Raw genomic sequence first — 24,632 nt, 5'->3', positions numbered from 1 at the left:
CTGGCAGGCTTTTTTATTTTATATGAAAAATGTTCTATAAAAGATAGATTATAAGTAAAATGTAAAAATAAAAGGGGCTGTGACAAAATGAGAAATCATTTTGTCCACAGCCTCTTTTTCTACACAGTTTGAGGCAACAAGCGGGCAATTACTGAAAAAAGGGCATACAACCCCTTTCCCCATAAAAACTGCTTTTCTACAGTTTATGCGGCTTTCTTCAAACGTAGTCTTTTATTGTGGTATTTATAAAGATTGTGCCCGATGGAAACCAGGAAAATCTCTAAACGTACTTGTTTCATGCCTTTTCGAACGATTCTTTTATACCAGCGGTTATTTTTCATGATGCCAAAAGTGCCTTCAGATTGAATCGAGCGATTCATTCGAAGAAGCGCGCCTTGAATGCTTTCTAGGTTATCCACAACTTCTTGGTGTATAGAAGTTAGTTCCTGATTAACTCGTATCGTCCTATTTTTATCTGTCGTCTTGCACTCGGAGGCATACGGACAATCCCTGCAATTTTCACACTGGTAAACTTCTTCCTGACGTCCGTATCGATTCCCTTTTACATTTTGTCTGTATTGCAGATGAAATGCCTGTCCGGCCGGACAACGCAGTGTGCCTTTTTCGTCAATCTTGAAATTCACTGCCCGAAACGGATTATCTCGATACTTTGCGTCAGTAGTTTCTTTCTTGTACATAGTAAATTTCATATACTTTTCCATACCGTGTTGCTCACAGTAAATATAATTGTTGTATGAACCATATCCTGCATCAGCAACTGGATACTTTGGATAAAATCCGTAGGTATTATGAAATTTCTCCAGTAAGGGAACAAAACAATCCATGTCTGCACGGTATTGATTTACATCAGCTACAGCTATGTATTCATCTGCAATACCAAATTGAATGTTGTAGGCTGGCAGGAGCTGGTCGTTGCCCATATAATCTGTCTTGATCCGCATGAATGTCGCACAGTGATCTGTTTTGGAATAACTGTTCCGGTCTGGACCACAAATGGTTATCTTTTCAACATATTCTTTGAGTTTCGCTGTATATTCCTGAAGCCGTTCGTAATAGCTCTGCTGGGGTGTTTTTCGATGGCCTTTTCCATGGACAAATTTTGTTTCATCTATTTCATAGATTTTGGCATACCGATCCGTTACTTCACTTAGGTACTCAGGAACGTATTCGGAATTCGTATCAATTTTGATGCCAAAGCTGGCAAGATCGTCGTTGATTTCATCGAGTAATCCCGTGACTTTTTCAAAAAGTCTATATCTAGATTTTTCAGTCGCTTTCTTCCATACCCAGCTATATTTATTAGCATTTGCCTCAAATTTCGAACCGTCAATATACAGATGGCTCAAATCCACATGATCTTTGGCAAAAATTTTATTGTTGATCTCGCTGAACAATTCCTCAACCGATGGTTTGAGCATAGTTTCGATAAAATAGCCGAACGTGCGATAAGATGGAGTCTCGTGTTCCATGAGATACATAAAGCGAAGATTGACTTTACAGCAATCTTCGAGTTCGCGAAGCGAGATATATCCATTTGTCATAAATCCAAATAAGATTGTTTTCAACATGCTGGTCGGGTTGTACCTGATGCGTCCGGTAACGTGTTCCGGAACATTTTTCAGGTACTTCTCCAAGTCGATTCCCTCCATGAATCTGTCGAAAACCAGCACAGGATCACAAATATCCAGAAAATCCGAAATAAATAGTGGCAAAACTGCCTGTTTTGTTTTAAAATAATTGATGGTTGAATTTTTCATTAGACACGTAAAATTTTACCACAAAAAGAGGATCACCGGCTCTTTCGAGCCAGCGATCCTCTTTTGTTTTTATAGGAGTGTTATTTCACAGCCCCTTTTATAAATATCATATAGAGAATTATTGACTATTGGATAGTAAAGCAATTCTGCTATAAATCATTTAAACTAATTAACCCTTGAAAAATTTTTCTGCTATCTGCGGATTGAGATTATAAAGCAATACATCTTCATCGCTTGCATTAGCACGTCCAAGTTCAGCAAGTTTCTTTATGGTACGTTTTTTGAAGAATTCTTCCGCAACCTGAGGGAATAAAGCATAAGATAAAATATCTTCTTCGCTGGCATTAGGATAACCTATTCCTGCAAGTTCTGCCTTAAATTTATCCATACCCGGTTCAAGCTGATCTGCAGGACGACCGGTGATAAGATCTTCTTTCTTTATGCCTATCTTGTCAAGCATTTCCTGGCTGACAGGTGCAGGTGTACGTCCGAATTTGCCGCGGGCGAGATCTTTGAATTCTTTAGGGACCATTTTGTAACGTTCTCCCGTCATAACATTCATCGTAGCCATAGTACCAACTATTTGGCTGGATGGAGTTACGAGAGGCGGATAACCGACATCAGCACGAACTCTAGGCATTTCGTCAAGCAAATCCTGGTATTTATCTTCCATTCCTTGTTCTTTCAGCTGATTAACAAGATTAGAAAGCATTCCGCCCGGAATCTGGAAATCAAGCACATTAGGATTGACATCAAAATATCCTTTAAGACCAAATTCGTCAATAATTTCCTTTTTAACGCCAAGAAAATGTTTAGCAATAGGTGTCATTGCCTTGCGGTCAAGTCCAGTGTTATACTCAGTGTCTTCAAGAGTGGCTACCATGGTTTCAGTACAAGGCTGAGATGTATCCATGGAGAAAGGCGACAGTGCACAGTCAACAACATCAACTCCAGCTTCGATTGCTTTTAAATATGTCATAAAGCCAAAACCACTGGTACAATGTGTATGAAGTTGAATAGGAAGCTTGGTTGCCGCTTTGAGTTCTTTTACAAGTTCAGAAGCTGTATAGGGTTTCAGCAGACCTGACATATCCTTGATGCAAATAGAATCTACACCCATTTTATCAAGTTCTACAGCAAGATTTGCAAATTCTTTGGTAGTGTGCGGGCCACCGATGGTATATACCAAACAGCCCTGCACTTCGACAGAATGTTTTACTTCACTTTTTGCTTTTTTAGCTGCATCAATAGCAGTCTTGAGATTACGCGTATCATTGAGTGCATCAAAAATACGGAAAACGCCTATACCGTGCTGAGCCGCTTTTTTTACAAAAGCACGTACAACATCGTCGGGATAATGATTATAGCCTAAAAGATTCTGACCACGCAGCAACATTTGGATCGGTGTTTTAAGATGAGCTTTCAGCGTATCAAGACGTTCCCACGGATCTTCACCAAGAAAACGGAGACAGCTGTCAAATGTAGCTCCTCCCCATGCTTCAAGAGATTTGTAACCAATCGCATCAAGAGCTTCCAATTGGGGAAGCATCTGAGAAAGACGCATACGAGTAGCTAAAAGAGACTGATGTCCATCGCGCAATACTGTTTCAGTAATTTTAACTTTTTTTGCCATAATTAATAAAACAACTCCTTTTATGATATGCAATTAAAAGTGTGATAAGCATTGTTATTTATCCGCAAAAACATTGCCTTCGTTATGAGCGAAAGCTTTCATTTAATCAGAAATCCGATCAGATGTCAAGACATAAAAATGCCAGCATCAAAAAGCTGCTGCATGATATTATTTATTTGAAAAATAACCGACATCAAAAACAACGATCGAATAGAATAATTTTTACGAATTAATCTAAATATAGTATAGATTTTATTATTTGTCTTGTCAATTGGTTAATGTGATTTTTTTAACAATATTTATCGATACAATAAATACTATTTATTGTATCGAGTTGTGCAATAATTACGAGCAATAATATTATGGTTTATTTTTCAATGTAGAGCGTATTATCGCTTCGGCAACATCCTTGATTGTTCTGCGTTTTGCCATACTGTATTGTTGAATGCGGCGATAAGCTTCTGATTCACTTAAGCTGTATGCATCCATCAAAATTCCCTTTGCCCGATCCAGTAATTTACGCATTTCCAGAGAGTTTTTTGCGTCATTCAATTCAAGTTCAAGCTGTTGTATTTCCCGGAAGCGTGTTAAAGCAATTTCCATGGCTGGAAAAAGATTATCTTCGCGTACCGGTTTTACAAGATAAGCAAGAACACCGGAATGTTTTGCTTTTTCTACAATATCAGCCTGGCTGAATGCGGTGAGCAGAAGTACAGGTGCGATTTTTTCATCATCAATTATTTTGGCGGCTGCTATTCCATCCATTTCCGGCATTTTTATATCCATAATAACAAGATCAGGATGGTATTTTCTAGCCAATTCTACAGCTTTTTTACCATTTATAGCCTCACCCACTACATCATGACCTGCTTCTTCCAGTATTTCCTTGAGGTCCATTCTTATAATCGACTCATTGTCTGCTATGACTATTTTTAACTTATCCATCTAATCATTCACCCCTAATATCCCGCGGAATAGTTATTCTGGCATGCGTGCCGTTATTATTGTACAATTCAAATTTTCCGTCCATATCATCTTCTATCAAAGTTCGTACTATTTGAAGACCAAGCGAACGGGACTGCCGCTTTTCAAAACCTATTGGTAAACCGGGTCCGTCATCATATAGGTCTAATATATATTTTTCTCTGGTTTTGGTTATTGTAAGACCTATGGTTCCCGAAGCGGTATTTTCAAAAGCATGCTCAAGTGAATTCAATATAAGTTCATTTACAATAAGCGCCAAATTGCTGGCTTGCTGCGAAGGCAGGATCACAGTGCCGCCGGAAAATTTTGTTGTCAGCTTAAAGTCGGGAGGCAGCATATTCTGGGAAATAAGGTTTAATATATTTCTTGTTACTTTAGTTACGTCAATAATTTCTTCTTGCTGCTGCGATAAAAATTCGTGTACAACTGATATGCTGAGAATTCTGTTGACACTTTCTTTAAGAGCTGCTTTTACTTCTTGTGATTGGCTGCGGCGTGCCTGTAAACGCAGCAGACTTGCTATTGTTTGCAGATTATTTTTTACTCTGTGATGAATTTCTTGTATAACAGCTGATTTTATCAAAAGTTCTTTATCCTTTTTTCTGACTTCAGTAACATCAGATACGATAATTATCCTGTATAAGAGACTACCTCCTACTTTTATAGGAATGTCTCGTCTGACTATAGTGATACTGTCAGCGGTCAATTCTTTTTCGTAAGGTTTATCAATAGAAATGGTTTCTTTTGTTATTCGCCGCGACAACTGGTGATCAAATAGGTGATAGCCTATCAGATTTATAACACCTAAAATATTATAAATACGCATGGCCGCGGTATTGGCAAATACGATGCGGTTGTTCTTGTCAGCGATTATTATTCCATCACTGGATGTCAATGCTCTGAACATGTATGCATCAAGATTTTTGTGGGAGTATGTGAGCAGAGAACAGGCTGTTCGATAAAGATATGAATATCCCTCTACTTTTGACACACCCGGCTGCATTTCAAAGCTTGCCACAGCAACAATACCGGAAGAATCAAAAATTGCCTCTGTGTGCATTTCTATGAATTTCCCCCAGCTCCATTCCCGTTTGCCGCTCATGCTTTTTCCTGTTTCAATGGTATATTTTATGAGCGGCTCTTCTTGAATTTTTCTCAGGCGGCCCGCTTTACTGTGCTTGAAAGGTGTATATGCCGTGTGGGGCTTGATATGATCTATTATTAAAAATTCAGTTTTCTGTTTTGCATAGACATATAAACCGATATTTGCCATAACTAAATCGGCTGTAAACGGCAATGCCATTTTGATGCGCTGCAGTAGATTTATCTGCATAGCGGTAAGGTTAGTATTAGTGCGGCAAAGTTCAAGTAAATTATTGTCTGTCATATTTTGAATTTCAGCTCCAAACAAGGCTCCCTTTATCCGGGGAACAGCTCATTTTTAAAGTCATGTTATTTTTAACATTATAGCAAATAAATCATCTGCATAGCAAATAAAAAAAGAGGAAACCCGAAGTTTCCCCTGCCTAAGAAAAATACATTATATTACTCTGCGAGCTCCAATATATGTAGAGCTCCAATAGCCGCTATTCAACGAATCAATGGTGACACCACGACTAGTCGAGGCATCAATAAATTTACCGTCACCCATATAAACTCCTACATGAGAGGCACCATACGTATAAGTTGAAAAGAATACCAAATCACCCGGTATCAAATCGTCATATGCGACAGGTGTTCCTAATTCATATTGTGCATCAGCCGTGCGCGGCAGCGAAATGCCCGCGTTGGCAAATACGTAACGAGTAAATCCCGAGCAGTCAAATCCACCCGGTGTGGTACCGCCAAATACATACGGAACACCTATGTATTGAAGCGATGTTTGAATTATTCTCCGAGCGTAATAATTCGAGCCGCGGCTTACCTGAGGCATAGCTCTGCCCATAAGTGCCTGATAGGTCTGCGGTCCTACCAATCCGTCTGCACTAATTCCCGCTGAAGCCTGAAATTCTTTCACAGCTTCCTGTGTTGCCGGACCGAAGTCCCCGTCAGCAGCAACATCATAACCTAAGTTTGCAAGTTCCCCTTGAATCTCCGCTACCTGTGTACCTTGATCACCCGCACGAAAAGCATCCGCACTGGCAACTGAAAACCAGCACATAAATAACGCCGATAACGCAATCAATCGCAATATCTTACTCAAAAGGCCACTCCTCTCTTTGTTTTTTTTATTACCTGCGAGGTTAGCTGTCGGATTAGGGACAGAAGAAGAAACCGGCCCTTGTAAAAAACAACATTCACCCCAAAATTGGTTCCCCCGCTCCTGAGCTGGATTCGGTTTTTAATTTACTCATGTTGTATATTTTACTAGTATTTGTAAAAAAAAGCAAGCTGGAATTTATGCATTTATCTGATAATTTGTTTTTCATTCAAGTCTTTACCTTGATATCAAAGGTGAATATTTATATGAAAAAATATTTTTAAATTTGAGGATAGCTCAAAAATAAAAAAAGATCATGTTTGAATTTAAAACAATTTTGTGATATTATAGCAAGCATAATATTAATAAAGGCTTTGAAGGAGACGGGCGGAATATAGACAGCTGCAGCGAGCCGATGACAGTGTGAGATCGGTGCCGATATATATTTTTGCAGATCACTCCTGAGCCGCTGGCTGAAAATTTTCTTCAATAAAAGGGCGCTTATGCGGCACTTGGTTGCGGTAATTATTAGGCTTATGCCGGGTCCTGCCGTTAAAAGGGTTGCATATGGTGGTATGTGAAATAGGTGGTATGATGATCAGTCCGGCCTTCATCCTGTTTTAGGGTGAGGGCTTTTTTTGTATCAAATAGCAGCAATCCGGCGAAATATTACTTTTACTTTGGAGGAATTATCGTATGTATGAAAAAGTGGAAACAAGTTTGAACTTTACGCAGCGAGAAAAGAATATTGAAAAATTTTGGCAGGAAAACAATATTTTTCAAAAAAGTATAGACCAGCGCGAAAAAAATAATATGTTCACTTTCTATGATGGACCGCCTACGGCTAACGGCAAACCGCATATAGGTCATGTTTTGACCCGTGTTATCAAAGATATGATACCTCGTTTTCAAGCAATGAAAGGATATCAAACCGTTCGCAAGGCAGGCTGGGATACTCACGGTCTGCCGGTGGAACTGGAAGTGGAAAAACTGTTGGGTCTTGACGGCAAGGAGCAGATCGAAAAATATGGTATAGAGCCATTTGTAAAGAAATGCAAAGAAAGTGTATGGAAATATAAGGGGATGTGGGAGGAATTTTCACGAACTGTCGGTTATTGGGCAGATATGGATGATCCCTATGTTACCTATGACAACAAATATATTGAATCTGTATGGTGGGCATTGAAAACCATCTGGGAAAAAGACCTATTATATCAGGGGCATAAGATTGTTCCCTATTGTCCACGATGCGGAACACCACTTTCTTCACATGAAGTGGCACAGGGTTATAAGGATGTAAAAGAACGTTCAGCAATAGTTCGATTCAAAGTCAAGGGAGAGAACGCTTATTTTCTCGCATGGACCACAACACCATGGACGCTGCCTTCAAATCTGGCTTTATGCGTAAATCCGGAAGTAATGTATGTAAAAGCCAAAAGTGGTGATTACACATATTATTTGGCTGAAACACTTGCATCTAAGGTCCTCGGCGAAGATTTTTCTGTTCTTGAAAAACTTCCCGGTAAAGAACTGGAATACAAGGAATATGAACCGCTGTATCCATTTGCCATTGGGAAGATAAAGAAAAAATCATTCTATGTTACATGTGATGATTATGTGACCACAGCAGATGGCACAGGTATTGTTCATATGGCGCCGGCATTTGGTGAAGACGATTCCCGCGTCTGCCGCAAATATGATATTGGCTTTGTACAGTTCGTTGATGCAAAGGGTTGTCTGACAGAGGAAACCGATTGGGCGGGTGTTTTTGTCAAAAAAGCGGATCCTCTTATTTTGAAGGATCTTGCTGAAAAAGGACTTCTTTTTGATGCACCAAATTTTGAGCATAGTTATCCTCATTGCTGGCGCTGTGATACACCGCTGATTTATTATGCGCGCGAATCATGGTTCATAAGAATGACAGCTGTGCGTGAAAAGTTGATAAGGAATAACGACAAAGTCAACTGGATACCGCCGACTATCGGAAAAGGCCGGTTTGGTGATTGGATCGAGCATGTTCAGGATTGGGGCATCAGTCGTAATCGTTATTGGGGGACACCTCTTAATATTTGGGAATGTGAATGCGGTCATCAACATTCAATCGGTTCAATAGATGAGTTGAAAGCTATGTCTGATAATTGTCCTGACAATATAGAACTGCATCGTCCGTTTCTTGACACAGTTACCATAAAATGTCCTAAGTGCGGAGGGAAAATGCATCGTGTGCCAGAAGTAATAGACTGTTGGTTTGACTCTGGAGCAATGCCGTTTGCCCAGTGGCATTACCCGTTTGAAAATAAGGAACTGTTTGAAAAAACATTTCCGGCTGATTTTATTTCTGAAGCGGTGGATCAGACTCGCGGCTGGTTTTATTCTTTGATTGCTATATCTACATTGCTTTTTGATAAACCGGCATATAAAAATGTAATTGTTCTCGGTCATGTTCAGGACAAGAATGGCCAAAAAATGAGCAAGTCAAAAGGCAATGCCGTAGAACCGATGGAAGCTTTGCAGAAGCATGGGGCAGATGCTATCCGCTGGTATTTTTATGAAAACAGCGCACCGTGGCTGCCAAATCGCTTTCATGATGATGCCGTTCAGGAAGGACAGCGGAAATTCCTGGGAACATTATGGAATACGTATGCGTTTTATATTCTTTATGCTAATATTGATAAATTTAATCCTTCAAAATATGAACTGGACTATGAAAACCTGCCGGTGATGGACAAGTGGCTGCTTTCACGTCTTAATAGTCTGATAAAATCCGTTGATGCAAATTTATCGGCTTATCGTGTAACGGAGACAGCCAAATCACTGCAGGATTTTGTGGATGAATTATCCAACTGGTATGTTCGCCGCAGCCGTGAACGCTTCTGGGGCAAGGATATGACCGAAGATAAAATTAATGCCTATATGACGCTTTATATGGCTTTGTCTACATTTATAAAACTTGCGGCGCCAATGATTCCTTTTATAACGGATACTATTTATCAAAATTTAGTGAGAAACTCTTATACAGATGCTAATGAAAGTGTCCATCTATGCGATTTTCCTACTGCCAATGAAGCATATATAGATGAAGAGTTAGAAAAAAATATGCAGCTTGTGCTGGAAATTGTTTCTTTGGGACGCGCTGCACGCAACACGGCAAATATAAAAAATCGTCAGCCTATAGGGCAGATGTTTGTAAAAGCTCCTTTTGTGCTGGATGCTTTCTATAAAGCTATTGTTGCTGATGAGCTTAACATAAAAAATGTAGATTTTAAAGATGATATGGAAAAATATTTGGCATATAGCTTTAAACCTCAGTTTAAAATTCTTGGACCAAAAGCCGGTAGACAGATTAATGAAATAAAAAAAGTCCTTGCATCGCTTAATGGACATGCGGCAAAAGAAGAACTGGATAAAAATGGCAGCCTGAAAATATCATTGTCTGGTGGAGCTTTCACTCTTGTTCGTGAGGATGTTGAAATTTCTGTGACACAGACTGAGGGATTCGCAACTGAAACTTATAATAAGGTTGTGGTTGCCATTGAAACGACACTCACTCCTGAGCTGATTGAAGAAGGCTTTGTGCGTGAAATAATCAGCAAAATACAGACTATGCGCAAGGAAAACGGTTTTGAAGTCACAGATAGAATAAAAGTTTGTGTGGACGGCAATGAAAAAATTGCTTCCATTCTTAAAAGAAATTGTACTGATATACAAAAAATAGTCTTGGCTGATTCCATTGAATCCGGTAAATTGGAAGGATTTTCTAAAGAATGGAATATAAATGGTGAAAAGGTTATTTTGTATGTGAAATAAAAACAGTGCTGCCTGTTAAATGACGGGCAGCACTGTTTTTATTTAGGAATGAGCATTGAAATATATAGTGATGTTACTCAAAATAATTAATTCAAAGCGGCAAATAATTACTTAGAAAAAAGAAATAAATGCTTGCAAAAAGTCAAAAAGTCAAATATAATATACTATAATATAAGTAAGATTTGAAGGTGAGTGATTATGAGTAATATAGCGGATCTTATTGAACATTATATATTGCAGCGTTTAGCTGCACAACAGAATAGCAATGTAATATTGAAACGTGCTGATATTGCTGGTGTTATAGAATGTGCCCCTTCACAGATAAGCTACGTTTTGAATACACGCTTTACTTCTGATAAGGGGTTTGTGGTGGAATCGCGCAGAGGCCTCGGCGGATTTATAAGAATAACGCGGGTACCGCTGCAAGAGCTGGTTTATAATGATCTGATCGACAAAATAAATGGAGAAACTACTATAAAAGACCTCCATAATATGATAGATTATATGTTAAGGCATGATCTGCTAAAAAACAGAGAGGCTGCATTGATTTATCAAGCATTCAATAATATTTACGATAAACTTTCGTCATCAGACAGGGTAAAGTTTCTCCGTTCCTTATTTATAACTTTGGCTGATTTTGCAGAGGAGGAATAAAAAATGTTATGTGATAACTGCAAGAAAAATGATGCTTGTATGCATATTACTCAGATAAATGGCAATAATAAAATTGACCGTTATCTTTGTGAGGAATGTGCTGCTAAATATGGTGACTTTATAATGCAGGAGCATTCTGAGAACCAGCCGGAAATATTCTCTGTCAATGATTTCCTTTCTGGAATTTTTAATAATTCTCCTAATGATCAGCAGACCACGCCGGCTAATGCACCTCCGGCGGGAGAAGAATATGCCTGTCCTTCCTGCGGTATGACATATATGGATTTTACACGATCGGGGAAAATAGGCTGCGGCACGTGTTATAATACATTCAGAAACAGACTTGAACCTTTGCTTAGACGTATCCACGGTTCAAGTAAACATACAGGAAAAATTCCTCATCGTGCAGGAAAAACATTAAATATACAGCAGGAACTTGCTTTACTTCGTAAGCAGATAGAAACATATGTGGACAGCGAAGAATATGAAAAGGCTGCTCAGGTGCGTGACTGTATTCGAAGGCTTGAAAAAGAATTGAATCTGAATGAAGGGAGGTCTTAGGATGATGCTGCAGAATATTTTTACAGACAATAATATTACATGGATGGACGGTAAGGGGACAGACAGTGACATCGTTCTATTGAGCCGCATACGTCTTGCCAGAAATTTTAAAGATCTTCCTTTTCCAAACAGGGCATCAACAGAGCAATTGGCTGATGCCAGAAGCAGACTTTTGAGTGTTCTAGATAAAATATCAGCAACTACCAAAACTAATTATATATGCCTTGATATGGATAAACTTACTGATCTCCAAAAAAGAGTGCTTGTTGAAAAACATCTTATAAGCGGTAATTTTACAAAGCATTCAGATTCAAGATCATTAATTGTAAATGCTGACAGTGACATATCAATAATGGTCAATGAAGATGATCATCTTCGGATTCAATGCATGAAGAGCGGCCTTGATCTTTCAGATCCGATGATGACGGCTTTTGATACTGATAATTGCATTGAAGAAGAATATGATATAGCTTTTGATGATAATATGGGATATTTAACAGCATGTCCGACAAATCTTGGGACAGGATTGAGAGCCTCTGTGCTGCTCCACCTGCCGGGATTGGCAGCAACTAATCAGATCGCTAAAATTATAAACATATCTCCGCAGTTGGGACTGGCAGTGCGGGGGTTTTATGGCAGTAATGCTCCGGGCAATCTTTTTCAGATTGCGAATCAACTTTCACTTGGCTTCAATGAAAAGGAATTAACGGAAAATCTTTCAAGGGCAGTTCAGGAAATCGTATCTCATGAACGTGAGGCGAGACGGGCACTTTTAGCATATGCCGAAGATAAGGTGTGTGATCAGGCCTGGAGAGCATTAGGCATTTTGAAATACGCACGCAGCCTTTCAGAAAGAGAACTTTTATCCTTGGTCAGCAATGTCCGCATAGGAATTGACGAAAAGATAATTACAAGTATTGATGTTGATGTTTTCAATAAACTCATCATTGCTGGTAGAACAAATTATTTAACAAATTTGCAGGAAAAGGAAAACATGTCACAAAGGGAAATTGATAAAAAAAGAGCTGACATTGCACGCGAAATAATTTCTGACAGCTCATCTGATAAGGAAGTGATCTCATGAATAACAATAAATTGACTTTCAGTGCTGAAAAGGTATTGGAACTTGCTAATTATGAAGCGAATAAACAGCGTTGCGGTTATATAGGTACGGAGCATATTCTGCTTGGTCTGTCCAGAGAAGAAAAAGGGTTGGCAGCAAAAGCGCTGACATCTCTCGGTATAACCAGAGATATGGTGAAAAGCAGGCTCAACAACATTATTATTATTCCGCCTATTATGGCAGGAGATCCATTGTCTTATACTCCCTTGGCCAAAATGGTCATGAATTTTGCGGAAGATGAGGCGGCGGCGCTGGGGCATAATTATATCGGCACTGAACATATTTTACTTGGACTTATTCGGCAGGATGAGGCAATAGCATCGAAGATACTTGTATCCTTGGGAGTCGATCTTGACATAATCCATTCTACCATAATGGACATGATCAATAATGGACAGCATGATACAGAGGGAAATGACGGCAGCACTTCGGGCAGTGAGGCCGATGCTGTGAAGAAAACTCCCTTTCTAAATCGATATTGCCGTGATCTCAAAGATCTTGTCCTCAAAAATAAGATAGATCCGGTTATCGGCCGGGCTAAAGAAATAGAGCGGGTCATTCAAATTTTGCTGCGGCGCACAAAAAATAATCCTGTTCTCATAGGCGAACCCGGTGTCGGCAAAACTGCTGTTGCCGAAGGTCTGGCAAAAAGAATGACTGAAGGTGTAATGCCAAAAATACTTGCTAATAAGCGTATTATGAGTCTGAGCATGAGTTCTTTGGTTGCCGGCGCTAAATATCGCGGTGAATTTGAGGAACGTTTAAAGAATATTATTGATGAAATCATGCAGGCCGGCAATATTATTTTGTTCATAGATGAATTGCACACTCTTATTGGTGCAGGTGCTGCCGAAGGGTCAATTGATGCCGCTAATATTCTGAAGCCGGCTTTATCACGTGGCGAAATACAGGTTATAGGTGCTACTACACTTAATGAATATAAAAAATATATAGAAAAAGATACCGCTCTCGAAAGACGTTTTCAGCCGATTTTGCTTGATGAACCGTCTGAAGAAGATGCCATAAGTATTTTGCTTGGTTTGCGCAGTAAATATGAAGAGTTTCATCAGGCAAAAATAACGGATGAAGCTGTCAAGGCGGCAGTAAAACTGTCATCGCGTTATATTAATGACCGTTTTCTTCCTGACAAGGCAATAGATTTGATGGATGAAGCTGCCTCCAAAGTAAGACTGGCAACTATTTCTTATCCTGAAGAATTAAAGCAGCTCAAAGAACAACTGGATAAATTGGATACTGAGAAAAAGACCGCTATAGATGCTCAGAATTTTGAACAAGCGGCCAATATACGTGATGAAGAAAGTAAAATAAAAGATGCTCTGAAAAAATCCAATGATGAGTTGAAAGCAAAAGAAGAGAAACAAATCCTTGTTACAGATGATGATATAGCAGATGTACTATCATCATGGACTGGCATTCCTGCAAGACGCATGGCTGATAAAGAGGCAAAGCGGCTCCTTCATATGGAAGAAACAATCCATAAACGCATAGTCGGACAGGATACTGCTGTTATCGCTGTAGCAAAGGCAGTGCGCAGGGCTCGGGCAGGGCTTAAAGATGCCAAAAGACCAATTGGTTCGTTTATGTTTTTGGGGCCCACAGGCGTCGGTAAAACAGAATTGGCCCGTTCACTGGCTGAAGTGCTGTTCGGAGATGAAAATGCCATGGTCCGTTTTGATATGTCTGAGTACATGGAAAAACATACTGTGTCACGTATGGTCGGTGCGCCTCCCGGCTATGTGGGATATGAGGAAGGCGGTCAGCTGACTGATGTTGTCAGGAGAAAGCCATATTCAGTAATTTTACTTGATGAAATTGAAAAAGCACATCCCGACGTTTTCAATTTGCTGCTGCAGATACTTGAAGACGGACGTCTTACTGATGGACAGGGAAGAACGGTGGATTTTAAAAATACGGTCATTATCATGACATCGAATGTCGGAGCATCATTACTGAGAAAAAACACCTCAACCATGGGCTTTAATACGGGATCTGCCGCATCAGAAGATTTTGCTGTCCGTTCAAAAAAGATAATGGAAGAAGTAAAGAATCTTTTTAAACCGGAGTTCTTGAATCGTATTGATGAAATGATTGTTTTCAGCCCGCTTGATAAGGACAGCTTGATGAAAATAGTGGATATTCTTCTGCTGGATGTGACAAAAAGATTAAAAAACATTGGTATAAGTATAAATGTTGATAATGAGTCAAAAAAATTTCTTCTTGATAAAGGGACAGATATAAAATTTGGAGCTCGCCCTTTAAAAAGAGCTATTCAGAAACATCTTGAAGACGAACTGGCAGAAAGTCTCTTGCAAAAACAGTTTGCTGATGGAGATACGATAAAAGTTTCATATGATAAAAAAAATGACAAGCTTTCTTTTTCATTGCAGGAAACAGAGCCTATAAATGAGTCAAATGAACCAGCAAAGACTGCTGCAGCTGATGTTGCGACTGGCAGCGGTGCTGCAAAGCTGCAGGATGAATGAAGCACAGGAATTTTTTACAAAAAAATGAACCGGTCATAAAGAGGATGATGAATTTTCTATTGAATTTTCTGATTGCTGTCCTCTGGCTTGGCCGGTCATTTTATAAAATCATTTCACGCTTTATTAGAAATAGGAAATGGTGATGTTGTTGCCTAAAAAGAAAAATGTATTTGTTTGTCAAAGCTGCGGATATGATTCACCCAAATGGATGGGAAAATGTCCGGGATGCGGCTCCTGGAATACTATGGTGGAGGAAACGGTAAAAACTGATGTGAGACACGGTTTATCACTTGGCCTGACTGATCGTCCGCAATCTGCACAGCTCCTTTCGGATATTTCTCTGGCAAAAATGCCCCGTTTTTCCACAGGTTCTTCCGAACTAGACCGGGTTCTGGGTGGTGGTATTATTCCTGGCAGTCTGGTGCTGGTTGTCGGTGATCCTGGTGTCGGCAAGTCCAGCCTTAATCTGCAGGTGTGCTCCTGTGTTTCCAAAAGCAAAAAAGTTCTTTATATAACAGGTGAAGAGAGTCTGCAGCAGATACGTATGCGTGCCGAAAGAATAAATGCGCTGTCTGATACAATGAAAGTGCTCAGCGAAACAGATATGGAACGTATCGGAATACATGTGGATGCGGAAAAGCCCGAGCTGCTCATAGTGGATTCTATACAGACCATTTTCCGGCCTGATGTGCAGAGTGCTCCGGGCAGTGTGAGCCAGGTGCGCGAGTGTGCGGTTGAGCTTTTGCGTATAGCTAAAAGCAGAGGAATAGCAGTTTTCATAATCGGGCATGTCACCAAGGACGGAACTCTGGCTGGGCCGCGTGTTTTGGAACATATTGTTGACACCGTGCTTTATTTTGAGGGTGAACGCAATGCTCAGTATCGGATCTTACGTGCCATTAAAAATCGGTTTGGCAGCACAAATGAACTGGGTTTATTTGAGATGCGTGATACAGGGCTTAAAGATGTTCCTGATGCCTCTAGCTTATTTTTATCGGAGACGGTGCTTGGTCCGGGTATTGTAATAGTTCCTACAGTCGAAGGAACACGGCCCTTGTTGGTGGAAATACAAGCCCTTGTTGCTGCGACACCTTATATTCCACCGCGGCGGACAGCCGATTCTGTGGATATCAAGCGTATACAACTGTTATTGGCTGTACTGGAAAAAAGAATAAATTTGAGTATGGGAGCTTGTGATGTTTATGTCAAAGTAGCAGGCGGAATAAAAATAGATGAACCGGCTTGTGATTTGGCATTATGCATAGCACTTGCCTCAAGTTTTACTAATAAGATTGTAAAAGAAAGAACCGTTGTTTTTGGCGAGGTGGGATTGACGGGTGAGGTACGGGCAGTTAACGGTGCGGATATACGCATTAAGGAGGCCTGCAAGCTCGGCTTTAAAAATATTATCATACCTCAAAAGAACATCAGCTCAATAGGTCATATGAAAAATGTATCTGTAATCGGAGTTACTACTGTAAAAGAAGCATTAAAGGCAGTATTTTGAAATACTGCCTTTAACTTTTTTATAGGAACAGACGGCTTGAAAAATTTATGTTTTATGAACAGAATCAAAATACTATAAAGGCATTTATTTTGACAAAAGCTTTTTCATTTAGTATTATAAGTCTATTAATTCATATATTTTATAATCCTTTTGATTTTAGTTTAGTCCTTATATTCATAATTATATCGGCATTTTTTACAGATGCCGCTCTGGATCCGTTCTTCGAGTAAATAACGGATCTAAATTTTTGCAATTATATTTTATTATTTTGGAGATGATGTCTGTGTTAGAAAAGATATTGCGTGTTTTGATAGTTCTTCTTGCTGCTATATTCGGATTGGCACTCATGCAGCTGGTCAGTCCGCTGATTGCTTTGGTGATAAGTTCTGAATATCTCAATATCAATCTCAATGTTTTTGGTATTACTCTGGCACATTTGATAATAGGTTTGTGCGGTATAGTCGGTGGTGGAATTGTCGGTTACGTGGTTTCACCATATTTATTGATTTTATTAAAAAGATTTTCCATGTGGGTGGAAACGCAGCTTAATAAAATGAAGATTCATGATGTTATTGCTGGAGTGTGCGGATTGGCAATTGGTCTTGTTATCGCCAATCTTTTGGGAGCTGCTTTTTCTGGAGTACCTATCGTCGGCAGTTATTTGCCTATCATATTTAGTATAGTATTGGGATATCTGGGTATACATATAACAATAAAAAAACGTAATGAGATAGTTGCGTTATTTCCTCGTCTGTTTAGAGAACAACCAAAAGATAAAAAGAATGCAGAGGAAAAATCAGCATTAAGAACAGATTATAAATTGCTTGACACAAGTGTGATAATTGACGGACGTATTGCTGATATATGTCAGAGCGGCTTCATTGAAGGTACGCTGCTTATTCCTGTATTCGTTTTGGAAGAGCTTCAGCATATTGCTGATTCTTCTGATCTTTTAAAAAGGACTCGTGGCCGTCGCGGTCTTGACGTCTTAAAAAGGATACAGACAGAGTTTGATATGTTTGTTCAAATAGATGAACGTGATTTTGACGAAATAAGTGAAGTGGATTCCAAGCTGATCAAACTTGCTCAGGTAGCCGGCGGGAAGATTATAACTAATGATTATAATTTAAATAAGGTAGCAGATTTACAGGGAGTCTCTGTTCTAAATATCAATGAGTTGGCTAATGCGCTGAAACCAGTGGTAATACCCGGTGAAGCTATGACTGTTACAATAGTGAAGGATGGCAAGGAACAAGGGCAGGGAGTGGCATATCTTGATGACGGTACAATGATTGTTGTTGAAGGGGGTAGGAAATATATAAATACTACTCTTCCGGTAGCAGTGACGTCAGTTTTGCAGACAGCAGCAGGTCGGATGATCTTTGCGAAACCAAAGTGAGCGGCACAATTGTTCGGAAATATAAAATTATGGAGTTTATACATTTTAGTAAAAATAGGATTTTGTTATATGATATCATGAATTAAATAGGCTGCGGTGATACCGCAGCCTATTTAGGAAGCATAAGAAGGGTGATATGAAGTGATCACGGCTATTTTTCCGGCCGCAGGGAAGGGAAGGCGTATGGGAGCCTCTTTCAATAAAGTCTTTGCCGCTTTATCTGATAAACCAATCCTTATACATACTCTTTTGAGTTTTTCACGCTGTAATTTAGTGGATAATTTTATTATTGTGGCTGCACCGGGAGAAGTAGAACCAGTATCCAAGGTATTGAATTCTCTGCCGGGAATAAAACCTTGCAAGGTGGTGGCAGGAGGAACGGAACGTCAATACTCTGTCTATAATGGTTTGATGGAAGTTTCTGCCGATACAGATATAGTTCTTGTTCATGATGCTGCCAGACCTCTTATTACATCTGGTGTAATAAAAAATGTTATAGATGAAGTGAAGTGTTCAGGTGCGGCTGTGGCTGCTGTCCCGGTAACAAACACGATAAAGGTGATTGGTGATGATAATACAGTCGTGAATACACCGGACAGAAATAAATTATGGATGATGCAGACACCTCAGGGATTTAGAAAAGATTTACTGCTTGAAGCGCATGAAAGAGCCAGACTGGATAAATATTTTGGCACTGATGATGCCAGCCTGGTCGAGCATATTGGACATCCGGTGAGGGTTGTCATGGGAGATTACAAAAATATAAAAATAACATCGCCCGACGATCTTATATATGCGGAAGCTGTTCTTGGCAAAAAGGCTGTTTCAAAAGTGAAAAATGGAGTATCTGTTGCCATCTCCAATGCGCTTGAAGAAATGAAAGCAAAAATATTCAAAACGAGGATTTGAAATGATAAGAATAGGATCCGGTTATGATGTACATAGGTTAGTCGATAATCGCAGGCTGATCATAGGCGGAGTGGATATTCCTTTTGAAAAGGGATTGCTTGGTCACTCGGACGCTGATGTTTTACTGCATGCTATTGCTGACTCTTTGCTGGGAGCGGCTGCACTTGGTGATATAGGTTATCATTTTCCTGATAATGACAAAAAATATGAAGGCATTTCAAGCATGGTTCTCTTGCGCAGAGTGGGAGAACTTTTAAGAGAAAACGGATTCGCTATTTCCAATATTGATTCTACTATAGTGGCTCAGGCTCCTAAAATGGCGCCGTATATTGAAGAGATGCGCAGCAATATTGCCAATGTCTTAAAAATCGGCAAAGACCAGATCAATGTAAAGGCAACTACGGAAGAAAAATTAGGAGTTACGGGAAAGGGTGAGGGAATATCTTCGAACGCCGTGGCACTTATTGAAACTGGCGGAAAGACGTTGTAGTGTAATGGTATTTCTGCTAAAATATACTGTACAAGTATTATTTGGAGGTAATAGTTAAATGTCAGAACAAATCCGGGTTCGATTCGCTCCGAGCCCAACAGGTCCTTTTCATATCGGAGGGGCACGCAGTGCACTTTTTAACTGGCTGCTCGCAAGAAAGTACTCTAATGGGAAATTTGTACTGCGTGTAGAAGACACCGATAGAGTAAGATCAAGCAAAGAGTCGGAAGAAAATATAAAGGCATCTTTAAAATGGCTCGGTCTTGATTGGGATGAAGGTGTCGATGTAGGCGGTGAATATGGACCGTATCATCAGATGGAGCGCCTTGAACTTTACAAAAAATATGCACAGCAGCTTGTAGATGAAGGGAAAGCGTACTACTGCTATTGTACAGAAGAAGAAATTGCTGCAGAACGCGAAGCCTTGATGAAAGAAAATAAAATGCCTATTTATCAAGGGCACTGCAGACATCTTACAGCTGATCAAATAGAAAAATATAAATCTGAAGGCAGAAAACCGACGATAAGATTTCGTACACCGGAAAATGAAACAGTTGAGTTTGATGATATGGTGCGGGGACATATGCAGTTTGACTCAAACGGAGTGGGCGATTTTGTTATTGTTAAGGCAGATGGCATTCCTGTATATAACTTTGCGGTGGTCATAGATGATGCGTTGATGAATATCACTCATGTTATAAGAGCAGAAGAACATTTATCCAATACACCGCGGCAAGTAGTGTTATATGATGCACTTGGCTTTACTGTACCTGTATTTGCCCACATTTCTCTTATACTTGGCAAAGATCATTCGAAAATGAGCAAACGTCATGGTGCTACTTCTGTTGAACAGTATAAAAATCTGGGTTATCTGCCTGAAGCGCTAGTGAATTTTCTGGCTCTTTTGGGATGGGCACCTCAGGATGAAAAAGAAATTTTTTCCATAGATGAATTAATAAAAGCTTTTTCAATGGACCATGTAGCAAAAAATCCTGCAGTATTTGACATAGATAAATTGAATTGGCTCAATGCCCAGTATATGAAAAAATTAAGTACAAAAAAAATTACAATGATGGCTGTGCCGCATTTGTTGGAAAAAGGATATTTGAATGAACCTATAGCCGCTGATGAAATGGCAAAACTAGTGCGGTTCACTGAAATCATTCGTGACCATCTGAGCTACGGTGCACAATTTCTGGATTTTGCAGATCTTTATTTTAATGATGATATTGTTGTCGAAGATGCTGAATCTAAACAAATCCTGACTGATGAGACAGTGCCTTCCGTCATAGGTCTTTTTAAAGAAAAATTGAACGGAATCGCTGATTTTGATGCGGAGCATATACAGCCTATATTTAAACAGATAACAAAAGAATTAAAAGTAGGCGGTAAGAAAGTATATATGCCGGTGAGAATCTCTGTGACGGGTCAGATGCATGGACCGGATTTAGCGGGAATCATTGAAGTGCTCGGACGTGAAAGAGTTTTTGACCGTATTGAAAAAGTACTGCCCGCTTTATGATTATTACGGTTTTTGTATTCTGATGCGATAATGTATTTGTATGATTTTATTGCTGGGCTCATTAATACGGGATATTATAAAGATGGGTATTGTTAAGAAGCGATGGTAGTTTTTCATTTATTTTAGTGGAAACCTAAAGGTGTGTCCTAAAAACAGGTTACAGTGTTTTTTTGCACACCTTTTTCTTTAGGAGAATGCTATGAAATTATTGCATATATTAAAAAAAGATATTAGAGTGGTTTTTGAACGCGATCCTGCTGCCAGGAGCGTGCTGGAAGTTGTTTTATGCTATCAGGGGCTTCATGCTATTTGGTTCTATCGTATTGCTCACTGGTTTTATTGCCGTAATTTTGTACTTTTTCCTCGTCTTATATCTAATTTTGCCCGTTTTTTAACTGGTGTTGAAATTCATCCGGGTGCTACCATTGGGCCAGGTCTTTTTATTGATCATGGTACCGGCATTGTTATAGGTGAAACTGCTGAACTTGGGCGCAATGTTACCCTGTATCAGGGGGTTACACTTGGTGGTACGGGAAAAGAAAAGGGAAAGCGTCATCCTACCATTGGCAATAATGTAGTAGTATCCTCGGGAGCAAAGATCCTTGGCTCTTTTTCGGTCGGCGATCATGCAAAAATAGGGGCGGGGTCTGTAGTCCTTAAAGAGGTCCCGGCGTATGCGACTGTGGTTGGTATTCCAGGGCGTGTTGTGCTGATGAAGGGAAGGCGTGTAGACAAATATACCTTAGTTGATAATGCGAAAAATCAGGCTGTTTCTGAAGCATTGAAAAAAGAACTGGCTGAAGAACTGGATGTAGATTTAGCGCATGATAAACTGCCTGATCCCGAGCTCGATATGATAAAAGGGCTTTTGGAGAAAGTTAAAAATCTCGAAGAAAAGGTAATAAATCTAGAAAAAGAAGTGAATACGAAAAATGCTAAAAGTATATAATACATTAACTAAAACAAAAGAAGAGTTTAAACCAGTCATTCCGGGGCAGGTGAGTATTTACGTCTGTGGTATAACACCGTACAATGATACTCACATTGGCAATGCCCGTCCGTTTGTTACCTGGGATGTCATAAAACGTTTTTTCCACAAACTTGGATATAAGGTGAAACATATCCAGAATTTTACTGATGTAGATGATAAGATAATTCGCTCTGCCAATGAAAGCCGCCGCACGTGGAAGGAGGTTTCTGACAAATACATAGCAAGTTATTTTGATGTTATGGATAAGCTCAATATTGGACGAGCTGATGTATATCCGCGTGTTTCGGAAAATATGGAAGATATTATAAAAATGATCACAGGTCTTGTAGAAAAAGGTGCAGCTTATCCTCTGGATGGCGATGTTTATTTCAGCGTGGAAAAATTTGCTGGTTACGGTAAGCTGAGCGGTCGTAAGCTTGACGATATGCAGGCGGGTGCGCGTGTCGAAATAGATAACAGAAAGCATCACCCTATGGATTTTGCCTTATGGAAGTCTGCAAAACCTGGTGAACCATCATGGGAAAGCCCGTGGGGAAAAGGCCGTCCGGGCTGGCATATTGAATGTTCTACTATGTCTTTGAAATACTTAGGAAAAACCTTTGACTTTCATGGCGGCGGCAGTGATCTTATATTTCCGCACCATGAAAATGAGATAGCTCAGTCACAGTCCTACTGCTGTGATGAACATTCCTTTGCCAGATACTGGCTGCATAATGGTTTTATTACCATAAATCAGGAAAAAATGAGTAAATCTTTAAATAATTTCTTTACCGTGAAAGACATTTTGGCAAAATATCCCGCAGAGGTACTTCGCTATTTCCTTGTGGCAACTCATTACCGCAGTCCGCTTGATTTCAGCGATGAACGGTTGAAGGAGGCAGAAGCAGGACTTTCCCGTCTGAGTAATGCTAAAAACACACTGAAAGAATTGTTGTCGGCGGCAGGAGCTGATTCTGACAGTGCAGCTTCTTTAGCACAGTTTGCCCAAAAAGCAAAAGAAAGTTTTTATGCTGCAATGGAGGATGATTTTAATACGGCTCTTGCGCTTGCCGATATGTTTGATCTGGCAAAAAAAATAAATGTGTATTACCAGGCTGTGGCAGCAGGGGAAGTAGCTGCTGACAGGAAAAATCTGAACGAGGTTTTATCTGTCTATACGGATATGACGGATATTCTGGGGATTTTGCAGATACAGTCTGATGATGAAGGAAGCAGCCGTCTTGTTGACTCATTGATGAACATAATAATCTCAATTCGTCAGGACGCCCGGAAAGATAAAAATTGGGCCGTTGCCGATAAATTGAGAGATGAATTGAAAAAAATAGGCATTATCATTGAAGATTCGCCCACAGGGGCGCGGTGGAAAAAATAATGCGTTTTTCTCAGTATCAATATTTGTGCAGACATATGTTTGAAACAGATGATACCGGTAATATAAGGCAGCATTATAACAGTGTTGAAGCTGAGCTGCTGCCACCGCTTGTTCTGGCTTATATAGGCGATGCATATTTTCATCTTTTTGTGCGTACCAGACTTCTTCTCTTTGAGAAAAATAAAGTTCAGGTTCTTAACGACTTTGGAGCAAAAATAGTATCGGCAGTATATCAGGCTTATGCATATAAAAATTTAAAAGAAGAGCTCACTTTACAGGAAAGGGATATCTTTCGCAGAGCCTATAATGCAAAGTCGCACGCTCCGCGTGCGGCAAGTATTGCTGATTATCATACCAGCACGGGTATTGAGGCAATTATTGGCTATCTGCAGCTGACAGATAACACGGTACGACTGAATAAGCTGTGTGAAAGGGCATTTCAGTTAATTATAAAAAAAATAGAACAAGAATATCTCTAAATTTAAACTATGGCTTTATAAAAAATCAATATTTAGCAGAGTAAGTGACTGTGCGTTAAGTGTCGGATGAACGGGGAGTTGTCATTCGAACGAAAAGCTTTTAAGCTTGCGGTACATTCATTGCATCCCGCTGCTGCATCAAAAGAAAAACATCTTGATATGCAGTGACGTCATGCTAAAATATATGGAGGTGTTTTTTTTGTATCACTTTAAAGCTAAAATGGTTGTTCTGAATGGTATATTTGTTGCTTTGATAATTCTTTTTACACATATATTCGCGGTGCAAACACCATTTCTGCGGATAAGTTTTGGCTTTTTACCATTGGCTGTTTACGCAGCTATTTGCGGACCTTTACACGGAGGTATGGTAGGAGCTGCTGCCGATTTACTCGGCTGTATGCTTTTTTCTCCGGGATTTTATTTTCCGGGATTCACTCTCAGTGCTTTTTTTAGCGGATATGTATACGGTTATTGCTTTTATAATAAAAATATTTCAATGAAACGAATATTCTGTACTTTTATATTTTTATTCGTTATTGTTGATTTATTTTTTAACACCCTTTGGCTTAGTATGCTTTATCATAAAGCAGCAATGACTTTTTTACTGAGCCGGTTTATAAAAGGACTTATCTTTCTGCCAATCAATATTATTTTTTTTAGTGTGGTTTATAAGGCTGTACAAAAATATCGGCAGAAAATTTTCTGAATTAAAAAGAGAA

Annotated in this window: 19 protein-coding genes and 2 riboswitches; of the genes, 14 read left to right on the top strand and 5 right to left on the bottom strand. The window is 39.5% G+C overall.

Annotated elements, in window-relative coordinates:
- Positions 1 to 203: 203 nt before the first annotated feature.
- From I6758_RS09175 to I6758_RS09155, 5 genes are all read right to left on the bottom strand, one after another.
- Positions 204 to 1,733, bottom strand: coding sequence for a transposase (locus I6758_RS09175; RefSeq protein WP_196604963.1), 1,530 nt, complete (start codon positions 1,731 to 1,733; stop codon positions 204 to 206).
- A 214-nt stretch (positions 1,734 to 1,947) separates the two neighbouring features.
- The gene (locus I6758_RS09170; RefSeq protein ID WP_196604962.1) at positions 1,948 to 3,411 is read right to left on the bottom strand and encodes a pyruvate carboxylase subunit B; all 1,464 of its coding nucleotides are present in this window, start codon (positions 3,409 to 3,411) and stop codon (positions 1,948 to 1,950) included.
- Between the two features lie 360 nt (positions 3,412 to 3,771).
- The gene (locus tag I6758_RS09165; protein ID WP_196604961.1) at positions 3,772 to 4,356 is read right to left on the bottom strand and encodes an ANTAR domain-containing response regulator; all 585 of its coding nucleotides are present in this window, start codon (positions 4,354 to 4,356) and stop codon (positions 3,772 to 3,774) included.
- Between the two features lie 4 nt (positions 4,357 to 4,360).
- Positions 4,361 to 5,782 carry a histidine kinase N-terminal domain-containing protein gene (locus I6758_RS09160; protein ID WP_196604960.1) on the bottom strand — a complete coding sequence of 474 codons (1,422 nt, stop codon included), beginning with the start codon at positions 5,780 to 5,782 and terminating at the stop codon, positions 4,361 to 4,363.
- Between the two features lie 153 nt (positions 5,783 to 5,935).
- The gene (locus tag I6758_RS09155; RefSeq protein WP_370871617.1) at positions 5,936 to 6,556 is read right to left on the bottom strand and encodes a C40 family peptidase; all 621 of its coding nucleotides are present in this window, start codon (positions 6,554 to 6,556) and stop codon (positions 5,936 to 5,938) included.
- Positions 6,557 to 6,612: 56 nt separating this feature from the next.
- A riboswitch (cyclic di-AMP (ydaO/yuaA leader) is annotated at positions 6,613 to 6,745 on the bottom strand.
- Between the two features lie 546 nt (positions 6,746 to 7,291).
- Here I6758_RS09155 and ileS point away from each other — a divergent pair.
- The 14 genes from ileS (at position 7,292) to I6758_RS09085 (ending at position 24,619) form a co-directional block, all read left to right on the top strand.
- A complete protein-coding gene (gene ileS / locus I6758_RS09150) occupies positions 7,292 to 10,402 on the top strand; it encodes an isoleucine--tRNA ligase (protein WP_196604958.1) in 3,111 nt (1,036 codons plus the stop codon).
- A gap of 198 nt (positions 10,403 to 10,600) precedes the next feature.
- A complete protein-coding gene (locus tag I6758_RS09145; protein ID WP_196604957.1) occupies positions 10,601 to 11,056 on the top strand; it encodes a CtsR family transcriptional regulator in 456 nt (151 codons plus the stop codon).
- A gap of 3 nt (positions 11,057 to 11,059) precedes the next feature.
- A complete protein-coding gene (locus tag I6758_RS09140; RefSeq protein WP_196604956.1) occupies positions 11,060 to 11,617 on the top strand; it encodes a UvrB/UvrC motif-containing protein in 558 nt (185 codons plus the stop codon).
- A gap of 1 nt (position 11,618) precedes the next feature.
- Positions 11,619 to 12,701 carry a protein arginine kinase gene (locus tag I6758_RS09135; protein ID WP_196604955.1) on the top strand — a complete coding sequence of 361 codons (1,083 nt, stop codon included), beginning with the start codon at positions 11,619 to 11,621 and terminating at the stop codon, positions 12,699 to 12,701.
- The gene (locus tag I6758_RS09130; protein ID WP_196604954.1) at positions 12,698 to 15,244 is read left to right on the top strand and encodes an ATP-dependent Clp protease ATP-binding subunit; all 2,547 of its coding nucleotides are present in this window, start codon (positions 12,698 to 12,700) and stop codon (positions 15,242 to 15,244) included. The genes I6758_RS09135 and I6758_RS09130 overlap by 4 nt, the downstream gene beginning before the upstream one ends.
- 142 nt (positions 15,245 to 15,386) lie before the next feature.
- Positions 15,387 to 16,751: a DNA repair protein RadA gene (radA, locus tag I6758_RS09125; RefSeq protein ID WP_442417722.1), complete on the top strand. Its 1,365-nt coding sequence runs from the start codon at positions 15,387 to 15,389 to the stop codon at positions 16,749 to 16,751.
- A gap of 283 nt (positions 16,752 to 17,034) precedes the next feature.
- On the top strand, positions 17,035 to 18,150 hold the full coding sequence (locus I6758_RS09120; protein WP_196604953.1) for a PIN/TRAM domain-containing protein: 1,116 nt from the start codon (positions 17,035 to 17,037) through the stop codon (positions 18,148 to 18,150).
- A 141-nt stretch (positions 18,151 to 18,291) separates the two neighbouring features.
- Positions 18,292 to 19,059 carry a 2-C-methyl-D-erythritol 4-phosphate cytidylyltransferase gene (ispD, locus tag I6758_RS09115; protein ID WP_196604952.1) on the top strand — a complete coding sequence of 256 codons (768 nt, stop codon included), beginning with the start codon at positions 18,292 to 18,294 and terminating at the stop codon, positions 19,057 to 19,059.
- Position 19,060: 1 nt separating this feature from the next.
- Positions 19,061 to 19,549, top strand: a complete 489-nt coding sequence (ispF, locus tag I6758_RS09110) for a 2-C-methyl-D-erythritol 2,4-cyclodiphosphate synthase (RefSeq protein WP_196604951.1) — start codon at positions 19,061 to 19,063, stop codon at positions 19,547 to 19,549.
- A 58-nt stretch (positions 19,550 to 19,607) separates the two neighbouring features.
- Complete coding sequence (gene gltX, locus I6758_RS09105; protein WP_196604950.1) at positions 19,608 to 21,071, top strand: glutamate--tRNA ligase; 1,464 nt, start codon at positions 19,608 to 19,610, stop codon at positions 21,069 to 21,071.
- A 199-nt stretch (positions 21,072 to 21,270) separates the two neighbouring features.
- Positions 21,271 to 22,020, top strand: coding sequence for a serine O-acetyltransferase (gene cysE, locus I6758_RS09100; RefSeq protein ID WP_196604948.1), 750 nt, complete (start codon positions 21,271 to 21,273; stop codon positions 22,018 to 22,020).
- Complete coding sequence (cysS, locus tag I6758_RS09095; protein ID WP_196604946.1) at positions 22,004 to 23,434, top strand: cysteine--tRNA ligase; 1,431 nt, start codon at positions 22,004 to 22,006, stop codon at positions 23,432 to 23,434. Before cysE ends, cysS begins: the two co-directional genes overlap by 17 nt.
- Complete coding sequence (locus I6758_RS09090) at positions 23,434 to 23,913, top strand: Mini-ribonuclease 3 (RefSeq protein ID WP_196604944.1); 480 nt, start codon at positions 23,434 to 23,436, stop codon at positions 23,911 to 23,913. The genes cysS and I6758_RS09090 overlap by 1 nt, the downstream gene beginning before the upstream one ends.
- A 34-nt stretch (positions 23,914 to 23,947) precedes the next feature.
- Positions 23,948 to 24,048, top strand: a riboswitch (THF riboswitch).
- Positions 24,049 to 24,112: 64 nt separating this feature from the next.
- Complete coding sequence (locus I6758_RS09085; RefSeq protein WP_196604942.1) at positions 24,113 to 24,619, top strand: folate family ECF transporter S component; 507 nt, start codon at positions 24,113 to 24,115, stop codon at positions 24,617 to 24,619.
- Positions 24,620 to 24,632: the final 13 nt, after the last annotated feature.

This window comes from Pectinatus haikarae, assembly GCF_015732185.1.
In the GTDB taxonomy this organism is placed as follows: Bacteria; Bacillota; Negativicutes; order Selenomonadales; family Selenomonadaceae; genus Pectinatus; species Pectinatus haikarae.
This window is presented reverse-complemented; position numbering and strand designations above follow the sequence as displayed.

Bases quoted from the DNA above. Each gene is read 5' to 3' on its own strand.
- ileS (WP_196604958.1), top strand. From the start codon at position 7,292: ATGTATGAAAAAGTGGAAACAAGTTTGAACTTTACGCAGCGAGAAAAG.
- I6758_RS09130 (WP_196604954.1), top strand. From the start codon at position 12,698: ATGAATAACAATAAATTGACTTTCAGTGCTGAAAAGGTATTGGAACTT.
- I6758_RS09140 (WP_196604956.1), top strand. From the start codon at position 11,060: ATGTTATGTGATAACTGCAAGAAAAATGATGCTTGTATGCATATTACT.
- gltX (WP_196604950.1), top strand. From the start codon at position 19,608: ATGTCAGAACAAATCCGGGTTCGATTCGCTCCGAGCCCAACAGGTCCT.
- ispF (WP_196604951.1), top strand. From the start codon at position 19,061: ATGATAAGAATAGGATCCGGTTATGATGTACATAGGTTAGTCGATAAT.
- I6758_RS09135 (WP_196604955.1), top strand. From the start codon at position 11,619: ATGATGCTGCAGAATATTTTTACAGACAATAATATTACATGGATGGAC.
- I6758_RS09170 (WP_196604962.1), bottom strand. From the start codon at position 3,411: ATGGCAAAAAAAGTTAAAATTACTGAAACAGTATTGCGCGATGGACAT.
- I6758_RS09155 (WP_370871617.1), bottom strand. From the start codon at position 6,556: ATGTGCTGGTTTTCAGTTGCCAGTGCGGATGCTTTTCGTGCGGGTGAT.
- I6758_RS09160 (WP_196604960.1), bottom strand. From the start codon at position 5,782: ATGACAGACAATAATTTACTTGAACTTTGCCGCACTAATACTAACCTT.
- cysE (WP_196604948.1), top strand. From the start codon at position 21,271: ATGAAATTATTGCATATATTAAAAAAAGATATTAGAGTGGTTTTTGAA.
- I6758_RS09145 (WP_196604957.1), top strand. From the start codon at position 10,601: ATGAGTAATATAGCGGATCTTATTGAACATTATATATTGCAGCGTTTA.
- I6758_RS09165 (WP_196604961.1), bottom strand. From the start codon at position 4,356: ATGGATAAGTTAAAAATAGTCATAGCAGACAATGAGTCGATTATAAGA.
- I6758_RS09090 (WP_196604944.1), top strand. From the start codon at position 23,434: ATGCGTTTTTCTCAGTATCAATATTTGTGCAGACATATGTTTGAAACA.
- cysS (WP_196604946.1), top strand. From the start codon at position 22,004: ATGCTAAAAGTATATAATACATTAACTAAAACAAAAGAAGAGTTTAAA.
- radA (WP_442417722.1), top strand. From the start codon at position 15,387: ATGTTGTTGCCTAAAAAGAAAAATGTATTTGTTTGTCAAAGCTGCGGA.